Origin of the sequence: Pseudomonas sp. BF-B-30, from assembly GCF_019956305.1 — a bacterium.
GTDB classification, from domain to species: Bacteria; Pseudomonadota; Gammaproteobacteria; order Pseudomonadales; family Pseudomonadaceae; genus Aquipseudomonas; species Aquipseudomonas jessenii.
The window spans coordinates 54,791-71,854 of the sequence record NZ_JAHBDG010000055.1; the positions used below are offsets into that span (position 1 = coordinate 54,791).

The window sequence follows — 17,064 nt, forward strand, 5'->3', positions numbered from 1 at the left end:
TGAGGCCTTCCCGGTCGCCGCTTAAACCAGCGTCATCAACGCCTCACGGCTGAACGGCAGAATGTCTTCCTCGCGGCCGTCACGCACTTTCTGCGCCCAGTCCGGGTCCACCAGCAAGGCACGACCGACCGCCACCAGGTCGAACTCATCGTTGTTCAGGCGCTCCAGCAGTTTTTCCAGGCTGGCCGGCTGTGCGACCTTGTCGGTATTGACCATGAACTGCAGGAACTCGCCGTCCAGGCCGACGCTGCCCACGGTGATGGTCGGCTTGCCGGTGAGTTGGCGGGTCCAGCCAGCCAGGTTCAGCTCGGAACCGTCGAACTCCGGCTCCCAGAAGCGGCGGGTCGAACAGTGGAAAATGTCCACGCCCGCGTCGGCCAACGGCTTGAGGAACTCGCCCAAGGCTTCAGGGGTTTGCACCAGACGTGCGGTGTAGTCCTGCTGCTTCCACTGGGAGAAACGGAAGATGATCGGGAAACCTTCACCGACCGCGGCACGCACGGCCTGAATCAATTCAATGGCGAAGCGCGAACGGTTGGCCAGGCTGCCGCCGTATTCGTCGGTACGCTCGTTGCTGCCTTCCCAGAAGAACTGGTCCACCAGATAACCGTGGGCACCGTGGATTTCCACGCCGTCCATACCGATGCTCTGGGCATCCCTGGCAGCCTGGGCGAACGCGGAGATCACGTCCTGGATATCCTGTTTGGTCATGCCGTGAACCACGACCTGGCCTTCCTTCACTTTTTCAGACGGACCATAACCCGGCACGCTGGCGTCCGGCTCGGTGCCGATACGGCGCACGCTGCCCACGTGCCACAACTGCGGAACAATCTTGCCGCCTTCGGCGTGAACGGCGTCGACGACTTTCTTCCAACCGGCCAGGGCTGCTTCGCCATAGAAATGCGGAACGTTCGGGTAGCCGTTGGAAGCCTTGTGACCGACGGTAGTGCCTTCGGTGATGATCAGGCCGACGCCGGCTGCGGCGCGGCGACGGTAGTACTCGATCACTTTGGAATTAGGCACGCCGCCTGGGGAAAAGGAGCGAGTCATCGGCGCCATGACGACGCGGGTCGGCAGTTCGAGGGTGCCGAGGTGGAACGGTTTGAACAGGGCTTTGACGGGCATGGGACGCTCCACAGGAATGACTTTATGACGGCGATAATATGGAGGTTCGCGCGTACTGAACAGCACTATTGATTTGGGTGATGTAGGAGCGAGCTTGCTCGCGATGGTGGTCAACGATAACGCTGGCGGTCTGATGCCCCGCGGTGTTGCTACAACCATCGCGAGCGAGCTCGCTCTTATAGGGGGGGATATCAGCTCAGGGCTTTTTCAATCGCGTGAACGATGGTCGGATCATCCGGCGCCGTGCGTGGCGAGAACCGAGCCAGCACACGCCCGTCCTTGCCCAGCAGGAACTTCTCGAAGTTCCAGGTGATGTCGCCGGGAAACTCCGCGCCCTCTCCCGCCAGCAGGCGATACAACTGATGACGTTCATGCCCGTTGACTTCCAGCTTGCTGGACAACGGAAAGGTCACGCCATAGTTGAGGCTGCAGAAATCCTTGATTTCCTGCTCGGTCCCCGGTTCCTGCCCGGCAAACTGGTTGCACGGCAAGCCCAGGACGCTGAAGCCCTTGGCCTTGAATTGCTGATGGAGGTTTTCCAGCGCCGCGTACTGCGGGGTCAGGCCGCATTTGGAGGCGACGTTGACCACCAGTACGACTTGGCCTTTGAAAGGCGCCAGAGGTAGCTCCTGTCCATCCAGGGCTGTCAATTTAAGGTCGTGAAAAGCACTCATGGCGTACTCCAGATTCCCGTGTTCTTCTCGAAACAGCCACTTGGCGGTGTCATCAGGGACGGCCGCAGACTAAAAAGGCGCCCACAAGGCGCCTCTCCAGTTATCTGAGCTTAGCGCAGAAATCAGTGGTGATGGCCACCTTCGCCATGGACGTGACCATGAGCGATTTCTTCCTGGCTGGCGTCACGGATGGCAACGATCTTGACCTGGAAATTCAGGCGCTGACCGGCCAACGGGTGGTTGCCGTCAACGGTGACGTCGTCGCCGTCCAGATCACGGATGGTCACGATCTGCATCTGGCCGTCCGGAGCGGAAGCGTGGAACTGCATGCCCACTTCCAGCTCGTCGACGCCTTCGAACATGCTGCGGCTCAGGGTGCTGACCAGTTCGGCGGCGTATTCGCCGTAAGCGTCTTCCGGTTCAACGGCTACGGTCAGCTCGTCGCCGACAGCCTTGCCTTCCAGAGCCTTTTCCAAGCCCGGGATGATGTTGCCTGCACCTTGCAGGTAGACCAGCGGCGCGCCGCCGGCGGAGCTGTCGATGACCTCACCAGCGTCGTTGGTCAGGGTATAGTCGATGGAGACAGCCTTATTGGCGGCGATCAGCATGGGGCGAGACCTTTTGCATAGGAAAATTGAAAGGCCAAGTTTAGCGAAGCAATCGTCCGAAAGCGAACACAACCCGGACAGACGGGATTCGACGATCACAGGCTTCCATCAGGACGAGGACGGACACTGGGTGGCCGAGCTTTCCTGCGGCCACACCCAGCACCTGCGGCACCAGCCCCCCTGGCAATCCCGCGCCTGGGTCATGGACCCTGTGCAACGCCTTGAAAAAATAGGCCAGCCCTTTGCTTGCGGTTGGTGCGCACAGGGCTCGGTTAGCGATAACCTTGGCGACTGAATTTCGGTAGATCGTCAGATATAGATGATCACCTTTGCCATGCTCCTTCAGAGAATCCGCATGCAAACTTTTTTTATCGCACCCACCGATTTTGGTGTGGGTCTGACCTCCATCAGCCTCGGGCTGGTGCGCACCCTTGAGCGGGCCGGGCTCAAGGTCGGTTTTTTCAAACCGATTGCCCAGCCGCATCCGGGCGACACGGGCCCGGAACGCTCCACCGAACTGGTGGCGCGTACCCACGGCTTGAAACCGCCGCAGCCTCTGGGCCTGGCCCATGTCGAGCGCATGCTCGGCGACGGCCAGCTCGATGAGTTGCTCGAAGAAATCATCACCCTTTATCAGCAGGCTGCCATCGGCAAGGACGTGCTGATCGTCGAAGGCATGGTGCCGACCCGCAGCGCCAGTTATGCCGCGCGGGTCAACCTGCACCTGGCCAAGAGCCTCGATGCCGAGGTGATCCTGGTCTCGGCACCGGAAAACGAAGTGCTGATCGAGCTCTCCGGTCGCGTCGAGTTGCAGGCGCAGTTGTTCGGCGGCCCGAAAGACCCGAAAGTCCTCGGTGTGATCCTCAACAAGGTCAAGACCGAAGAAAGCATGGAGGCCTTCGCCACGCGCCTGAAAGAGCATTCGCCGTTGCTGCGCAGCGGTGATTTCCGCTTGCTCGGCTGCATTCCGTTCCAGCCGGAACTGAACGCCCCGCGCACCCGCGACGTCGCCGACCTGATGGGCGCGCAAGTGCTCAACGCCGGTGATTACGAAACCCGGCGCATGACCAAGATCATCATTTGCGCCCGCACCATGCGCAACACCGTGGAGTTGCTCAAGCCCGGCGTGCTGGTGGTGACCCCCGGCGACCGCGACGACATCATCCTCGCCGTCAGCCTCGCGGCCTTGAACGGCGTGCCGCTCGCCGGCCTGCTGCTGACCAGCGACACCCTGCCCGACCCACGCATCATGGACCTGTGCCGTGGCGCCCTGCAGGCTGGTTTGCCGGTGCTGTCGGTGAGTACCGGCTCCTACGACACCGCCAACCTGCTCAATGGCCTGAACAAGGAAATCCCCATCGATGACCGCGAGCGCGCCGAAATCATCACCGATTTCATCGCCGGCCATCTCGATGCCAACTGGCTGCACCAGCGCTGCGGTACGCCACGGGAAATGCGCCTGTCGCCAGCGGTTTTCCGCTATCAATTGATCCAGCGCGCCCAGGCGGCCAACAAGCGCATCGTACTGCCCGAAGGCAGCGAGCCGCTGACCGTGCAGGCCGCCGCGATCTGCCAGGCCCGTGGCATCGCTCGCTGTGTGTTGCTGGCCAAGCCCGAGGACGTGCAGGCCGTCGCCCGTGCCCAGGGCATCGAGCTGCCACCGGGCCTGGAAATCATTGATCCGGACTCGATCCGCGAACGCTATGTCGAGCCGATGGTCGCGCTGCGCAAAAGCAAAAGCCTCAATGCGCCGATGGCCGAGCAACAACTGGAAGACACCGTGGTGATCGGCACCATGATGCTGGCCCTGGATGAAGTCGACGGCCTCGTATCGGGCGTGATCAACACCACCGCCAACACCATCCGCCCGGCCCTGCAGCTGATTAAAACCGCGCCAGGCTGCACCCTGGTGTCGTCGGTGTTCTTCATGCTGTTTCCGGAAGAGGTGCTGGTCTACGGCGACTGCGTGATGAACCCGCACCCGAGCGCCAGTGAACTGGCCGAGATCGCCCTGCAAAGCGCTGATTCGGCCGCCGCGTTCGGCATCACGCCACGGGTGGCGATGATCAGCTACTCCAGCGGCGAGTCGGCCAGCGGTGAAGAAGTCGAGAAGGTCCGCGAAGCAACCCTGCTCGCCCACGAACAACAGCACTCGCTGCTGATCGACGGCCCCTTGCAGTACGACGCCGCCGCCAACGAAAGCGTGGCCCGGCAACTGGCGCCGAACAGTCAGGTGGCCGGTCGTGCCACGGTTTACGTATTCCCCGACCTCAACACCGGCAATACCACGCACAAGGCCGTACAGCGCAGCGCCGACTGCGTCAGCCTCGGGCCGATGCTGCAAGGCCTGCGCAAACCGGTGAACGATTTGCCGCGCGGCGCGCAGGTCGATGACATCGTCTACACCATCGCCCTGACCGCGATTCAAGCCGCCAACCGACCTATGGATGTGTAAATGCTGGATTTCTTACCTGCTGCGCTGCGGGGCGTGATCGCCTCGCTGCTGTTGGCATTGAACACGATTCTGCTCTGCTCGTTCCTGTTCTGCGTGGCACTCGTCAAGGTATTGCCGTTCGCCCTCACCCAGCGCCTCGCGGGCTGGCTGATGAGCCATACCCACGAAGCCTGGATCAGCATCAACAAAGGCTGGATGAACCTGGTGCGCCGCACACGCTGGCACGTCAGCGGCCTGCAAGGCCTCGACTATCAGCATTCGTACCTGATCACCAGCAACCACCAGAGCTGGGTCGACATCCTGGTGCTGCAATACGTGCTAAACCGGCGCATTCAGCCGCTGAAGTTCTTTCTCAAGCAGGAGCTGATCTGGGTTCCGGTGATCGGTCTGGCCTGGTGGGCGCTGGGCTTTCCGTTCATGAAGCGTTACTCCAAGGCCTATCTGGAAAAGCACCCGGAGAAGAAAGGCAAGGACCTGGAAACCACCCGTAAGACCTGTGCGAAATTCCGCGACAACCCGGTGGGCATTTTCAACTTCGTCGAAGGCACGCGCTTCACCGAGGGCAAGCACAAGCAACAGCAGTCACCCTTCAAGTACCTGCTCAAGGCCAAGGCCGGCGGCATTGCCTTTGTGCTGGATGCGATGGGTGAGCAGCTTGAATCCCTCGTCAACGTGACCATCCACTACCCCGCCGGGCGCCCGGGTTTCTGGGATTTGCTGTGCGGGAACGTTGCGGACGTGGTGGTGCACTTTGAGGAGCTGAAGATCCCGCCGCAGTTCATCGGCAAGAACTACGACCAGGATGGTGAGTACCGCCTGCAGTTTCAGGGCTGGATCAATCAGTTGTGGCAGGACAAGGATGCGTTGCTGGACCAGATGCACCACGAATTCCCAGACCGCCGCTGAACCAATGTGGGAGCGGGCTTGCTCGCGAATACGGACTGACATTCAACATGGATGCTGACTGATCCACCGCTTTCGCGAGCAAGCCCGCTCCCACATTTGACCGAGTTGACCAAAAAAAACCCGCCGATGATCACTCATCGGCGGGTTTCTTTTTTCTGGCTAAGGCTTAGATCGCGCCACGCTCACGCAGCAGACCCAGCACTTGCTTGACGCCTTCCTCCAGCGACACGGACTGGGTGTCGATCACCAGGTCGGCATCCAGCGGCACATCGTACGGGAAGGACTCGCCCGGGATGTTATCCCCGGCCGCCGCGTACAAACCTTGCGGATCACGCTCGGCGCAGACCGTTGGCGAAGCCTGGACGTAGACCGTCAGCAGACGCTCCTTGCCGATCAGTTCCCGGGCCTGTTCGCGCCCTTCGGCACTAGGGGCAACGAACGCAGCGAGGGTCAGCAGGCCAGCCTCGTTGAACTGACGCGCCACGTGCGCGGCACGACGCCAGTTCTCGGTACGCCCGGCGCGATCCTGTGGCAGACCTTTGTTCAGGTCGTGACGCAGGTTCTGGCCATCGAGCACGAACACCGCACGGCCCATGTCGAACAGCTTGCGTTCAACCGCATACGCCAGGGTGCTTTTGCCTGCGCCCGACAAGCCGCTGAACAACACGGTGGCCGGTTGCTGGCCGAAGCGCTGTGCGCGTTCTTCGGTGGCAACGTGGGCCAGTTTGCCGTGGTGCGTGCTGGTGCCATGGGCCAAAGGCTGGGCGACGATCATGCCCGCGCCAACGGTGCCGTTGGTCAAGCGGTCGATGATGATGAAGGCGCCGGTGGTGCGGTTGCTGTCGTAACCGTCAAGGGCAATCGGCGCATCGAGCGCGATCTTGACCTTGCCGATTTCGTTCAGCTGCAACGCGCTGGCCGGACCTTCTTCCAGGGTGTTCACGTCGACCTTGTTGACGATGCTGGCGATGGAGCCCGGCACGTAACTGGTGGCGCGTTTGATGTCGTACTTCTTGCCCGGCAGCATCGGTTCCTCAGCCATCCACACCAGCATCGCTTCGAAGCTGTCGGTGACTGGTGGCACGTTGTCGGCATGCACCAACAGGTCGCCACGGGAAATATCGATTTCGTCTTCCATGGTCAGCGTTACAGCCTGACCAGGACCTGCGTGCTCCAGCTCACCTTCGAAGGTGACGATGGATTTCACGCGGCTGCTCTTGCCCGACGGCAGGACCACGACTTCGTCGCCTTTCTTGACGATGCCGCTGGCCAGGGTGCCGGCGAAGCCACGGAAGTTCAGGTTCGGACGGTTGACGTACTGCACCGGGAAACGCAGGTCGGTGAAGTTGCGATCGCCCGCCACTTCCACGGTCTCGAGGATCTCCATCAGCGACTGGCCGGTGTACCACGGAGAGCGCTCGGATTTGTTCACCACGTTGTCGCCTTTCAGCGCAGACATCGGCACGAAGTGCATCGTGGTGGGCTTCATCTTCAAGCCTTCGGCGAACTGCAGGTAGTCGGCCTTGATCGACTCGAACACACCCTGGTCGAAGTCCTTGAGGTCCATCTTGTTGATGGCCACGACTATGTGCTTGATGCCCAGCAACGAGGCGATGAAGCTGTGGCGACGGGTCTGGGTCTGCACGCCGTAACGGGCGTCGACCAGGATGATCGCCAGGTCACAGGTGGAGGCACCGGTGGCCATGTTGCGGGTGTACTGCTCGTGGCCTGGGGTGTCGGCGATGATGAATTTGCGCTTGGCGGTGGAGAAGTAGCGGTACGCGACATCGATGGTGATGCCTTGTTCACGCTCGGCCTGCAGGCCGTCGACCAGCAGCGCCAGGTCGATGTCTTCGCCGGTGGTGCCGACTTTTTTCGAATCGCGGGTAATGGCTTCCAGGTGATCTTCGTAGATCATCTTGGAGTCGTGCAGCAGGCGCCCGATCAGGGTGCTCTTGCCGTCGTCGACGTTACCGCAGGTCAGAAAGCGCAGCAGCTCTTTACGTTCGTGCTGGCCCAGGTAGGCGAGGATGTCCTCGCTGATCAAATCAGATGCGTGCGACATGACAACCCCTTAGAAATAACCCTGACGTTTTTTGTCTTCCATCGAGCCTGCGCCATCGTGGTCGATGACACGGCCCTGGCGCTCGGAAGTTCGCGTCAGGAGCATTTCCTGAATGATGTCCGTGAGGCTTTCGGCCTCGGACTCCACCGCGCCCGTCAACGGGTAGCAACCAAGGGTACGGAAACGCACTTTCTTTTTGACGATGCGCGCTTTGTCTTCGTCGCTCAGGTGTTCGAGGATGCGCTCGTCGTCGATCATGATCAGCGTGCCGTTCTTCTCGATGACTTCACGCTCGGCGGCGAAATACAGCGGAACGATCGGAATGCCTTCCAGGTAGATGTACTGCCAGATGTCCAGCTCGGTCCAGTTCGACAGCGGGAAGACGCGGATCGACTCGCCCTTGTTGACCTTGCCGTTGTAGACGTTCCACAGCTCGGGGCGCTGGTTTTTCGGATCCCAGCGGTGCTTGCTGTCGCGGAACGAGTACACGCGCTCTTTGGCGCGGGATTTCTCTTCATCGCGACGGGCGCCGCCGAATGCTGCGTCGAAACCATACTTGTCGAGTGCCTGCTTGAGGCCCTCGGTCTTCATGATGTCGGTGTGCTTGGCGCTGCCGTGGGTGAACGGGTTGATGTCCTGCGCCACGCCGTCCGGGTTGACGTGGGTGATCAGGTCGAGGCCCAGCTCGGCGACCATCTTGTCGCGGAAGCTGTACATCTCCTTGAATTTCCAGCGAGTGTCGACGTGCATCACCGGAAACGGCAGCTTGCCCGGGAAGAACGCCTTGCGTGCCAGATGCAGCATCACGGCGGAGTCTTTACCGATGGAGTACAGCATCACCGGGTTATCGAACTCGGCGGCCACCTCGCGGATGATGTGGATGCTTTCCGCCTCCAGCTGTTTCAGATGCGTCAGTTTGTCGACCATGGCTACTCACGAAAACTTTCTTATGAACGGCCACCGGGCCGTGTTCGAGCGGGGATCCTAGCACAGCGCCCCCTTCTAATCAGGACGCCAACTAGATCGAAAGAGCATATGAATATGCCTGCCCGTTTGGGCAGAACGGCGCTCTGTAGGAGCGAGCCTGCTCGCGATGGGCGTCAACGATAACGCTGGGAGTCTGACACCCCGCGGTGTTCTCGGGTACATCGCGAGCAAGGCTCGCTCCTACAGGGATAGCGTTTCGTCAGATCGGATTCGGGCAATCGATGAAGATGTGCTCCAGCGCAAACCGACGGGCCAGATAATCCCCCAGCGCCTGAACGCCGTAGCGCTCGGTCGCATGGTGACCGGCGGCGATGAAGCTGATGTCGTTTTCCCTGGCGCTGTGGAAGGTTTGCTCGGAAGCCTCACCGCTGAGGTACAGATCGACACCCGCCAGAATGGCTTGATCGATGTAACCCTGGCCACCACCGGTGCACCAGCCGACGCGGCGGATCATGGCGCTGCCTTCGATCAACAGTGGCTCACGCCCCATCACTTCCTGGACGCGGCGGGCGAAATCCCGGGGCATCATTGGCTCGTTCAGCGAGCCGACCAGGCCGACAATCTTCAGGTTGTCCGGATCCAGCGGTCCTTCGACGGTGATGTCGAGCTGTCGCGCGAGCTGCGCGTTATTACCGACGTCCGGGTGCAGGTCCAGCGGCAGGTGATAGGACAACAGGCTGATATCGTGCTTGAGCAGGGTCTTCAAGCGACGCTGCTTCATGCCGGTGATGCACGGGTTTTCACCCTTCCAGAAGTAGCCATGATGCACCAGCACCAGGTCTGCGTTGGCCTCCACGGCCGCATCGAGCAGGGCCTGGCTGGCGGTGACGCCACTGACAATGCGCATCACTTGTGGCCGCCCCTCGACCTGCAGGCCGTTGGGGCAATAATCGGCGATTTTGGCGCTGTTGAGGTAGCGGTCAGCTTCTTCGACCAGGGTGCTCAGGGCGACGGCCATAAAAGACTCCTAAATATCCCGTTCAGAGGCGCGCGCGGCCTCGTATAATGCGCGTCATTATGAGCGGTCTCAGACCGCCTGCAACTCTCTCAGGAACTGCTTAATGCTCAAGGCGCTGCGTTTTTCCGGCTGGCCGCTGTTGGCCGGCGTGCTTGTCGCTCTTTTGATAATCCAGCGTTACCCGCAGTGGGTCGGGCTCCCGAGCCTCGACGTCAATCTGCAACAAGCGCCGCAAACCACCAGCATGCAGCAGGGTCCGGTGTCTTATGCCGAAGCGGTATCCACCGCCGCGCCATCGGTGGTGAACCTGTACACCACCAAAGTCATCAACAAACCCAACCATCCGCTGTTCGAAGATCCGCAGTTTCGTCGCTTCTTCGGCGATAACTCGCCCAAGCAGAAACGCATGGAGTCGAGCCTCGGTTCCGGCGTGATCATGAGCCCGGAAGGCTACATCCTGACCAACAACCACGTGACCAGCGGTGCCGACCAGATCGTGGTGGCGCTCAAGGACGGCCGGGAAACCCTGGCGCGAGTGATCGGCAGCGACCCGGAGACTGACCTCGCGGTTCTGAAAATCGACTTGAAAAACTTGCCGGCGATCACCGTGGGGCGTTCCGACAACATCCGCATCGGCGATGTCGCGCTGGCCATCGGCAACCCGTTCGGCGTCGGCCAGACCGTAACCATGGGCATCATCAGCGCCACCGGGCGCAATCAATTGGGCCTGAACAACTACGAAGACTTCATCCAGACAGATGCGGCGATCAACCCGGGCAACTCAGGCGGTGCGCTGGTGGATGCCATCGGCAACCTGACCGGTATCAACACGGCGATCTTTTCCAAGTCCGGGGGCTCCCAGGGCATTGGGTTCGCAATCCCCGTGAAGCTGGCGATGGAAGTGATGAAGTCGATCATCGAGCACGGCCAGGTGATTCGTGGCTGGCTGGGTATCGAGGTGCAGCCGCTGACCCAGGAACTGGCCGAGTCGTTCGGCTTGTCCGGTCGCCCAGGCATTGTCGTGGCGGGAATTTTCCGCGATGGCCCGGCACAGAAGGCCGGTCTGCAACTGGGTGATGTGATTCTTGCCATCGATGGCGAACCGGCCGGTGATGGCCGTCGCTCGATGAATCAGGTAGCGCGGATCAAGCCGACCGACAAGGTCGCGATCGAGGTGATGCGCAACGGCAAGGAGCTCAAGCTGATGGCTGAAATCGGCCTGCGTCCGCCGCCGGCTCCGATCAAGGAAAAAGAAGAAGAGTAAGCGGACAACCCAAAAACCTGTGGGAGCGAGCTTGCTCCGGGCGGCGCTCCGACGATGAGGCAATAACATTCAACATACTCGTTGACTGTAAATCCGCTATCGCGAGCAAGCTCGCTCCCACAGGTTCGGGGGTTGGTTTAGAGATCGCCTAAACCGTCGATCAGCGCCTGATTCTGCTCTGGCGTGCCAATGGAGATCCGCAGGAACTGGGCAATCCGCTCCTGCTTGAAGTGCCGAACGATCACGCCTTGCTCGCGCAGCTTCGCCGCAAGCCCCGCCGCATCGTGCCGGGGGTGACGGGCAAAAATGAAGTTCGCCGCCGATGGCAGCACTTCAAAACCCTTCTCCTCCAGCTGTGCAACGACCTTCTCGCGATTCTCGATCACCAACCGGCAGGTCTTGTCGAAATACTCGCGATCCTCGAACGCGGCGGCAGCGCCGACATTCGCCATGCGATCCAGCGGATAGGAGTTGAAGCTGTTCTTGATCCGCTCCAGCGCCTCGATCAGGTCCGGATGGCCGACCGCCAATCCAACCCGCAGGCCCGCCAGGGAACGGGACTTGGACAGGGTCTGGGTCACCAGCAGGTTCGGATAACGGTCCACTAGGGTGATTGCCGTCTCGCCACCGAAGTCGATGTAGGCCTCGTCGACCACCACCACCGAATCCGGGCTTGCCTTGAGAATCTGCTCGACCGCTTCCAGCGCCAACAGGCAGCCGGTCGGCGCGTTCGGGTTGGGGAAGATGATCCCGCCGTTCGGCCTGGCATAGTCCGCCGGGTTGATCTGGAACTGCTCGTCCAGCGGCACCGCGTCGAACTTGATGCCGTACAAACCGCAGTAGACCGGGTAGAAGCTGTAGCTGATGTCCGGGAACAACAGCGGCTGATCGTGCTGCAGCAAACCGTGGAAGATGTGCGCCAGCACTTCATCGGAACCGTTGCCGAGGAACACTTGATTGCTTTGCACACCGTAGTACCTGGCGACCGCGTTCTTCAGCAGATCGCTGTTCGGGTCCGGGTACAGACGCAGGTTGTCGTTCAGTTCGGTTTGCATCGCGGCCAAGGCTTTGGGCGATGGACCGTACGGATTTTCATTGGTGTTGAGCTTCACCAGTTTTGCCAGCTTCGGCTGCTCGCCCGGGACGTAAGGCACCAGATTCTTGACGAACGGGCTCCAGAATTTACTCATGTTCAGTTCCCCTGCCCTTGTGGAAAGTCTTCGTCGACGATGCGGTACTCGGCGCTACGCGCGTGGGCGGTCAGCGATTCGCCACGGGCCAGCACGGAAGCGGTTTTGCCCAACTCGGAAGCGCCCTGCTCGGAACAGAAGATGATCGACGAGCGTTTCTGGAAGTCGTACACACCCAGCGGCGAGGAGAAACGCGCGGTGCCGGAGGTCGGCAACACGTGGTTGGGACCTGCGCAGTAGTCGCCCAAGGCTTCAGAGGTGTGGCGGCCCATGAAGATCGCGCCGGCGTGGCGGATCTGCGGCAGCCAGGCTTGTGGATCGGCAACGGACAATTCGAGGTGCTCCGGCGCGATGCGGTTGGCCACTTCGATGGCTTGCTCCATGTCGCGCACCTTGATCAGTGCACCACGGCCATTGATCGAGGTTTCGATGATCGCGGCGCGCTCCATGGTCGGCATCAGCTTGGCGATGCTGGCGGCGACCTTGTCGAGGAATTCGGCGTCGGGGCTGACCAGAATCGCCTGGGCGTCTTCGTCGTGCTCGGCCTGGGAGAACAGGTCCATGGCGATCCAGTCCGGATCGGTCTGGCCGTCGCACACCACGAGGATCTCGGAGGGACCGGCGATCATGTCGATTCCGACCTGGCCGAACACGTGGCGCTTGGCGGTGGCGACATAGATGTTGCCCGGGCCGACCACTTTATCGACCTTCGGCACGCTTTCGGTGCCGTAAGCCAATGCGGCAACGGCTTGAGCACCACCGATGGTGAACACACGGTCGACGCCGGCGATGCAGGCAGCGGCCAGCACCAGTTCATTGATTTCACCGCGCGGGGTCGGTACGACCATGACCACTTCGGTGACGCCGGCGACCTTGGCCGGAATCGCGTTCATCAACACCGACGACGGGTACGACGCCTTACCACCGGGTACGTACAGGCCGGCACGGTCCAGCGGCGTGACTTTCTGGCCCAGCACGGTGCCGTCGGCCTCGGTGTAGCTCCAGGAGTCCTGCTTCTGTTTTTCGTGGTAGCTGCGCACACGGGCGGCGGCGACTTCCAGCGCTTCGCGCTGAGCCACGGTAATGCGCGTCAGTGCCAATTCCAGACGCTCACGCGGCAGGATCAGGTCGGCCATGGACTTCACGTCCAGGCCGTCGAACTGGCGGGTAAAGTCCACCAGTGCTGCGTCACCACGTTCACGCACAGCCTTGATGATGTCCAGCACCCGCTGATTGACCGAGTCGTCAGACACACTTTCCCAGCTCAGCAGATGATCCAGATGATGCGCGAAATCCGGGTCAGCAGCGTTGAGTCGGCGAATTGCAGTCGGTGCGGTCATAGCGAGAGCCTCATAGGAATGGCAAAAACTCAGGCGCCCGAAGCTAGCACTCCATCCGCTTGGGCACCTGAGAATTCTGGCTATGAGGCGGATAGACGGGCGCGACTTAACGTCGCGCAGGTGAATCAGCCGCGGTGTCGAGACTCCACTGCCTTGCGCAGGGTGTCGATCAACGCCTGGATACGGGCGTGCTGCATCTTCATCGAAGCTTTGTTGACGATCAGCCGGGAGCTGATGGCAGCAATGAAATCCTGTGGCTCCAGACCGTTGGCCCGCAGCGTGTTACCCGTGTCGACCACGTCGATGATCTTGTCCGCCAGGCCGATCAGCGGCGCCAGCTCCATCGAACCGTAGAGCTTGATGATGTCGACCTGACGGCCCTGCTCGGCGTAGTAGCGCTTGGCAACGTTGACGAACTTGGTGGCGATACGCAGGCGGCCCTTGGGCTCGACCGCGCCGACCTTGCCGGCGGTCATCAGCTTGCACTGGGCAATTTGCAGGTCCAGCGGCTCGTACAGGCCCTGGCCGCCGTACTCCATCAGCACATCTTTACCGGCGACACCGAGGTCGGCGGCACCATGCTCGACGTAAGTCGGCACATCGGTGGCACGCACGATCAGCAGGCGTACATCTTCCTGGGTCGTGGGAATGATCAGCTTGCGGCTCTTGTCCGGATTCTCGGTCGGCACGATGCCCGCTTCAGCCAGAAGCGGCAGGGTGTCGTCAAGGATGCGGCCCTTGGACAGTGCGATGGTCAACATGGGAAACGTCAGTCCTTATCAAGGTACTCATGCCCGGTCGCAAATGGCGCCGGACACACATCGAGCCGAAAACGGCTCGACTTCAACAAATCAACGGGCATGTCCTTATGCCCATACAGCAGGGACTAGCCCGGAACGCGACGGATCTTGGCGCCCAGCATCTGCAGTTTTTCTTCGATGCACTCGTAGCCACGGTCTATGTGGTAGATGCGGTCGATCAGCGTGTCGCCTTCGGCGATCAGGGCCGAGATCACCAGGCTGGCCGAAGCACGCAGGTCGGTCGCCATTACTGGCGCGCCCTTGAGCTTTTCGGTGCCGGTGACGATGGCGGTGTTGCCTTCGACCTGGATCTTGGCGCCCATGCGGTGCAGCTCGTAGACGTGCATGAAGCGGTTTTCGAAGATCGTCTCGATCACAGCGCCGGTGCCTTCGGCAATGGCGTTGAGGGAGATGAACTGCGCCTGCATGTCGGTCGGGAACGCCGGGTACGGAGCGGTCCGCACGTTGACGGCTTTCGGACGCTTACCGTGCATGTTCAGCTCGATCCAGTCTTCGCCACAGGTGATTTCGGCACCGGACTCACGGAGTTTTTCCAGAACGGCTTCGAGGATGGTCGGATCCGTATCCTTGACCTTCACACGACCACCGGTCACCGCCGCCGCCACCAGATAGGTGCCGGTTTCGATGCGGTCAGGCATTACTTTATAAGTGGTGGTGTGCAGACGCTCGACGCCATCGATGGTGATGGTATCGGTACCGGCGCCGGAAACCTTGGCGCCCATGGCGTTCAGGAAGTTCGCCAGGTCGACCACTTCAGGCTCGCGAGCGGCGTTTTGCAAGACGCTACGGCCCTTGGCCAAGGCTGCGGCCATCATGATGTTTTCGGTACCGGTCACACTGACGGTATCGAAGAAGAAGTGCGCACCGCGCAGGCCGCCTTCAGGCGCCTTGGCCTTGATGTAGCCGCCTTCGACGTCGATGACGGCGCCCATGGCTTCCAGGCCACGGATGTGCAGGTCAACCGGACGCGAACCGATAGCGCAACCGCCAGGCAAGGCGACTTCGGCTTCACCGAAACGAGCAACCATCGGACCGAGCACCAGAATCGACGCACGCATGGTTTTAACCAGTTCGTAAGGTGCGACCAGGGTCTTGATGGTGCGCGGGTCGATTTCGACGGCCAGCTTCTCGTCGATCACAGGTTCGATACCCATGCGCCCGAACAGCTCGATCATGGTGGTGATGTCGTGCAGGTGCGGCAGGTTGGCCACAGTCACCGGGCCATCGCACAGCAGGGTAGCCGCCAGGATCGGCAGGGCAGAGTTCTTTGCCCCGGAGATGCGGATCTCGCCGTCAAGACGAGCACCGCCAGTAATAATCAATTTATCCATAAGAATCTCGACGCCCTTGGGCTCAGGTGCGCTCGGCCCAGGCCGCGCTGCTGAAAAATTTCATAGTGACCGCATGGATGCTGCCATCGGTGATCCATGGGTTCAAATGGGCATAGACCTGCTGCTGACGCTTGACCGGGCTCAACGCCGCCAGTTCATCGCTAATCACGTTCAGCTGGAAATTGCAGCCTTCGCCCTCGACTTCTACTTTCGTTCCGGGCAGCTTTCCTTCAAGAAAGCTCTTAACTTCGTTGGCCTGCATGCTCAACCTCAATCGGCGCCCTGTGCGCGCGGGTCGGACATCATACAAAAAAGCCCCGCGCCTGCGAACCCCGCCAAGCAGGACTCAGACGGGGGGCTTCTTCATAGATGCGGGTTAGGGACGCGCCAACAGCTCGGTCAACTCGCTGACCTGAGCGATTTCACGCATGTCTTCCGGCATCCCACGGATGCTCAGGGCCTTGCCGGCCTCCTGCGCATCACGGATAAAGCACAGCAGCAACGACAAACCGACACTGCTGGACTTGGTTACCGCCGAGCAATCGACCACCAGCGCTGCAGCGTTGCTGGCCTTGATCAGCGCCTTGCCCTGCTCGCGCAGGCCAGGGCCGGTGCGGTAATCCAGCACGCCACTGAGTCGCAGCTCGCCCGCTTCGTCCATCTGGACTGCCGACTCACTCATTGGGCTGACTGCTCTGGTTTCTTGTCGGTGGCTTCCTTGGCCTTGGCGACTTCCCCGGCCCAACTATTGATGGTCTTGTCCAGGTCGTTGCCATTGCGCTGCATCGCATCGGCGAACTGATCGCGGAACAGCTTGCCGATATTGATGCCATTGATGATGACGTTGCGCAGTTTCCACTCGCCGTTGATCTTTTCCAGCGTGTAGGACACTGGATAGATCGAGCCGCTGCTGCCTTTGACAGTCATGCCTACACTGGTACGGTCGCCCGACTCGTCTTTGGCCGGTTCAACGGTGATGCCCTGGTTGTTGTACTCCAGCAAGGCATTGCCATAGAACTGGAACAGACCCTTCTTGAAGTTTTCTTCGAAGGTCTTCATCTGTGCAGGCGTAGCTTTACGCGAGTACTTGACCGTCATGATGCTCTTGGAAATACCCTCGGCATCCACGACCGGCCCGACGATGGTGTTCAGCGCCGCATAAAAGTCTTGCGGATCCTGCTTGTACTTCTCTTTGTTTGCCGCCAGGTCCGCGAGCATACGGTTGGTTGTGTCCTGCACCAGATCGTGCGCCGAAGTCGCCGCTACGGCGTGGGACACCAACGGAAACACCGCGAGCATTACCAACAGGCCACGTCGCAAGATAGAGATCATTTAACAGT

The 17,064-nt window shown here is 60.7% G+C and carries 17 protein-coding genes; 4 read left to right on the top strand and 13 right to left on the bottom strand.

Annotated elements, in window-relative coordinates:
* Positions 1 to 21 precede the first annotated feature (21 nt).
* From KGB29_RS23420 to KGB29_RS23430, 3 genes are all read right to left on the bottom strand, one after another.
* On the bottom strand, positions 22 to 1,125 hold the full coding sequence (locus KGB29_RS23420) for an NADH:flavin oxidoreductase (RefSeq protein WP_223616492.1): 1,104 nt from the start codon (positions 1,123 to 1,125) through the stop codon (positions 22 to 24).
* Positions 1,126 to 1,316: 191 nt separating this feature from the next.
* On the bottom strand, positions 1,317 to 1,799 hold the full coding sequence (locus KGB29_RS23425; protein WP_150812800.1) for a glutathione peroxidase: 483 nt from the start codon (positions 1,797 to 1,799) through the stop codon (positions 1,317 to 1,319).
* Between the two features lie 122 nt (positions 1,800 to 1,921).
* Positions 1,922 to 2,407, bottom strand: coding sequence for a peptidylprolyl isomerase (locus KGB29_RS23430; RefSeq protein ID WP_007942189.1), 486 nt, complete (start codon positions 2,405 to 2,407; stop codon positions 1,922 to 1,924).
* Here KGB29_RS23430 and KGB29_RS23435 point away from each other — a divergent pair.
* From KGB29_RS23435 to KGB29_RS23445, 3 genes are read left to right on the top strand one after another with little or no spacing between them, the layout of a single operon-like run.
* Positions 2,376 to 2,702 (top strand): DUF3565 domain-containing protein, encoded by a 327-nt coding sequence (locus KGB29_RS23435; protein ID WP_057716672.1) that lies wholly within the window; start codon positions 2,376 to 2,378, stop codon positions 2,700 to 2,702. The genes KGB29_RS23430 and KGB29_RS23435 overlap by 32 nt on opposite strands.
* 60 nt (positions 2,703 to 2,762) lie before the next feature.
* Positions 2,763 to 4,862, top strand: coding sequence for a phosphate acetyltransferase (pta, locus tag KGB29_RS23440; RefSeq protein ID WP_154861596.1), 2,100 nt, complete (start codon positions 2,763 to 2,765; stop codon positions 4,860 to 4,862).
* Positions 4,863 to 5,768, top strand: coding sequence for an acyltransferase (locus KGB29_RS23445; protein WP_150812802.1), 906 nt, complete (start codon positions 4,863 to 4,865; stop codon positions 5,766 to 5,768).
* A 166-nt stretch (positions 5,769 to 5,934) separates the two neighbouring features.
* On the opposite strand, the gene cysN is transcribed toward KGB29_RS23445, so the two are convergent.
* The 3 genes from cysN to KGB29_RS23460 form a co-directional block, all read right to left on the bottom strand.
* On the bottom strand, positions 5,935 to 7,833 hold the full coding sequence (gene cysN / locus KGB29_RS23450) for a sulfate adenylyltransferase subunit CysN (RefSeq protein WP_102669094.1): 1,899 nt from the start codon (positions 7,831 to 7,833) through the stop codon (positions 5,935 to 5,937).
* A 9-nt stretch (positions 7,834 to 7,842) separates the two neighbouring features.
* The gene (gene cysD / locus KGB29_RS23455; RefSeq protein ID WP_008046199.1) at positions 7,843 to 8,760 is read right to left on the bottom strand and encodes a sulfate adenylyltransferase subunit CysD; all 918 of its coding nucleotides are present in this window, start codon (positions 8,758 to 8,760) and stop codon (positions 7,843 to 7,845) included.
* Between the two features lie 259 nt (positions 8,761 to 9,019).
* Positions 9,020 to 9,778 carry a Nif3-like dinuclear metal center hexameric protein gene (locus KGB29_RS23460; RefSeq protein ID WP_102669093.1) on the bottom strand — a complete coding sequence of 253 codons (759 nt, stop codon included), beginning with the start codon at positions 9,776 to 9,778 and terminating at the stop codon, positions 9,020 to 9,022.
* Positions 9,779 to 9,881: 103 nt separating this feature from the next.
* Between KGB29_RS23460 and algW the strand changes: the two genes are divergently transcribed.
* Positions 9,882 to 11,042, top strand: coding sequence for a Do family serine endopeptidase AlgW (gene algW / locus KGB29_RS23465; protein ID WP_150812803.1), 1,161 nt, complete (start codon positions 9,882 to 9,884; stop codon positions 11,040 to 11,042).
* Positions 11,043 to 11,179: 137 nt separating this feature from the next.
* On the opposite strand, the gene hisC is transcribed toward algW, so the two are convergent.
* From hisC to KGB29_RS23500, 7 genes are all read right to left on the bottom strand, one after another.
* The gene (gene hisC / locus KGB29_RS23470; RefSeq protein ID WP_154861588.1) at positions 11,180 to 12,232 is read right to left on the bottom strand and encodes a histidinol-phosphate transaminase; all 1,053 of its coding nucleotides are present in this window, start codon (positions 12,230 to 12,232) and stop codon (positions 11,180 to 11,182) included.
* 2 nt (positions 12,233 to 12,234) lie between these two features.
* Positions 12,235 to 13,572: a histidinol dehydrogenase gene (hisD, locus tag KGB29_RS23475; protein ID WP_057716412.1), complete on the bottom strand. Its 1,338-nt coding sequence runs from the start codon at positions 13,570 to 13,572 to the stop codon at positions 12,235 to 12,237.
* 125 nt (positions 13,573 to 13,697) lie between these two features.
* Positions 13,698 to 14,333 carry an ATP phosphoribosyltransferase gene (gene hisG, locus KGB29_RS23480; RefSeq protein WP_008018703.1) on the bottom strand — a complete coding sequence of 212 codons (636 nt, stop codon included), beginning with the start codon at positions 14,331 to 14,333 and terminating at the stop codon, positions 13,698 to 13,700.
* A 125-nt stretch (positions 14,334 to 14,458) separates the two neighbouring features.
* The gene (gene murA, locus KGB29_RS23485; RefSeq protein ID WP_056728381.1) at positions 14,459 to 15,724 is read right to left on the bottom strand and encodes a UDP-N-acetylglucosamine 1-carboxyvinyltransferase; all 1,266 of its coding nucleotides are present in this window, start codon (positions 15,722 to 15,724) and stop codon (positions 14,459 to 14,461) included.
* Positions 15,725 to 15,746: 22 nt separating this feature from the next.
* Complete coding sequence (locus KGB29_RS23490; RefSeq protein WP_020796650.1) at positions 15,747 to 15,986, bottom strand: BolA family protein; 240 nt, start codon at positions 15,984 to 15,986, stop codon at positions 15,747 to 15,749.
* Between the two features lie 114 nt (positions 15,987 to 16,100).
* Complete coding sequence (locus tag KGB29_RS23495; RefSeq protein WP_057716413.1) at positions 16,101 to 16,406, bottom strand: lipid asymmetry maintenance protein MlaB; 306 nt, start codon at positions 16,404 to 16,406, stop codon at positions 16,101 to 16,103.
* The gene (locus KGB29_RS23500) at positions 16,403 to 17,056 is read right to left on the bottom strand and encodes a phospholipid-binding protein MlaC (protein WP_150812804.1); all 654 of its coding nucleotides are present in this window, start codon (positions 17,054 to 17,056) and stop codon (positions 16,403 to 16,405) included. Before KGB29_RS23500 ends, KGB29_RS23495 begins: the two co-directional genes overlap by 4 nt.
* Between the last annotated feature and the right edge of the window lie 8 nt (positions 17,057 to 17,064).

What these genes read in the sequence shown, in the direction of transcription:
- KGB29_RS23420 (WP_223616492.1), bottom strand. Translation starts at nt 1,125, where the DNA reads ATGCCCGTCAAAGCCCTGTTCAAACCGTTCCACCTCGGCACCCTCGAA.
- KGB29_RS23425 (WP_150812800.1), bottom strand. Translation starts at nt 1,799, where the DNA reads ATGAGTGCTTTTCACGACCTTAAATTGACAGCCCTGGATGGACAGGAG.
- KGB29_RS23435 (WP_057716672.1), top strand. Translation starts at nt 2,376, where the DNA reads ATGGAGACAGCCTTATTGGCGGCGATCAGCATGGGGCGAGACCTTTTG.
- KGB29_RS23430 (WP_007942189.1), bottom strand. Translation starts at nt 2,407, where the DNA reads ATGCTGATCGCCGCCAATAAGGCTGTCTCCATCGACTATACCCTGACC.
- pta (WP_154861596.1), top strand. Translation starts at nt 2,763, where the DNA reads ATGCAAACTTTTTTTATCGCACCCACCGATTTTGGTGTGGGTCTGACC.
- KGB29_RS23445 (WP_150812802.1), top strand. Translation starts at nt 4,863, where the DNA reads ATGCTGGATTTCTTACCTGCTGCGCTGCGGGGCGTGATCGCCTCGCTG.
- cysN (WP_102669094.1), bottom strand. Translation starts at nt 7,833, where the DNA reads ATGTCGCACGCATCTGATTTGATCAGCGAGGACATCCTCGCCTACCTG.
- cysD (WP_008046199.1), bottom strand. Translation starts at nt 8,760, where the DNA reads ATGGTCGACAAACTGACGCATCTGAAACAGCTGGAGGCGGAAAGCATC.
- KGB29_RS23460 (WP_102669093.1), bottom strand. Translation starts at nt 9,778, where the DNA reads ATGGCCGTCGCCCTGAGCACCCTGGTCGAAGAAGCTGACCGCTACCTC.
- algW (WP_150812803.1), top strand. Translation starts at nt 9,882, where the DNA reads ATGCTCAAGGCGCTGCGTTTTTCCGGCTGGCCGCTGTTGGCCGGCGTG.
- hisC (WP_154861588.1), bottom strand. Translation starts at nt 12,232, where the DNA reads ATGAGTAAATTCTGGAGCCCGTTCGTCAAGAATCTGGTGCCTTACGTC.
- hisD (WP_057716412.1), bottom strand. Translation starts at nt 13,572, where the DNA reads ATGACCGCACCGACTGCAATTCGCCGACTCAACGCTGCTGACCCGGAT.
- hisG (WP_008018703.1), bottom strand. Translation starts at nt 14,333, where the DNA reads ATGTTGACCATCGCACTGTCCAAGGGCCGCATCCTTGACGACACCCTG.
- murA (WP_056728381.1), bottom strand. Translation starts at nt 15,724, where the DNA reads ATGGATAAATTGATTATTACTGGCGGTGCTCGTCTTGACGGCGAGATC.
- KGB29_RS23490 (WP_020796650.1), bottom strand. Translation starts at nt 15,986, where the DNA reads ATGCAGGCCAACGAAGTTAAGAGCTTTCTTGAAGGAAAGCTGCCCGGA.
- KGB29_RS23495 (WP_057716413.1), bottom strand. Translation starts at nt 16,406, where the DNA reads ATGAGTGAGTCGGCAGTCCAGATGGACGAAGCGGGCGAGCTGCGACTC.
- KGB29_RS23500 (WP_150812804.1), bottom strand. Translation starts at nt 17,056, where the DNA reads ATGATCTCTATCTTGCGACGTGGCCTGTTGGTAATGCTCGCGGTGTTT.